The organism is Achromobacter sp. GbtcB20 (genome assembly GCF_019091095.1).
Taxonomy (GTDB): Bacteria; Pseudomonadota; Gammaproteobacteria; order Burkholderiales; family Burkholderiaceae_B; genus Achromobacter; species Achromobacter mucicolens.
In genome coordinates this window covers 1-274 of the sequence record NZ_JAGXJZ010000520.1, presented here as the reverse complement: position 1 = coordinate 274, position 274 = coordinate 1, and the positions used below count along the sequence as shown (strand labels likewise).

Here is a 274-nt window from a genome sequence, read left to right as displayed (position 1 = left end):
GGTTCGCGAAACCGAAACACTGGTGGCGCGCGCGAGCGAGGAGCAGAACAGCCCGGCCGCGGCGGCGCGCCAGAAGGAAAAGTCGGGAGACATCGTGCGCCTGGAAGAAGAGCTGTCGGACCGCCTGGCGACGCCGGTCGTGTTCAAGATGGGACCGAAGGGGAAGGGGCAGATGATCATCGACTTCCAGAACCTCGACGTGCTCGAAGGCGTGCTGGCGCGTTTGCGCGGGTGACCCCCCGGCGAACCGGTTCGCCTGCCTGAGCCGAAGCGT

1 pseudogene is annotated in these 274 nt (G+C 66.8%); it reads left to right on the top strand.

From position 1 onward, the window contains the following. Positions 1 to 235 (top strand): annotated as a pseudogene (locus tag KVT32_RS30035) (chromosome partitioning protein ParB); the annotation flags it as partial. Between the last annotated feature and the right edge of the window lie 39 nt (positions 236 to 274).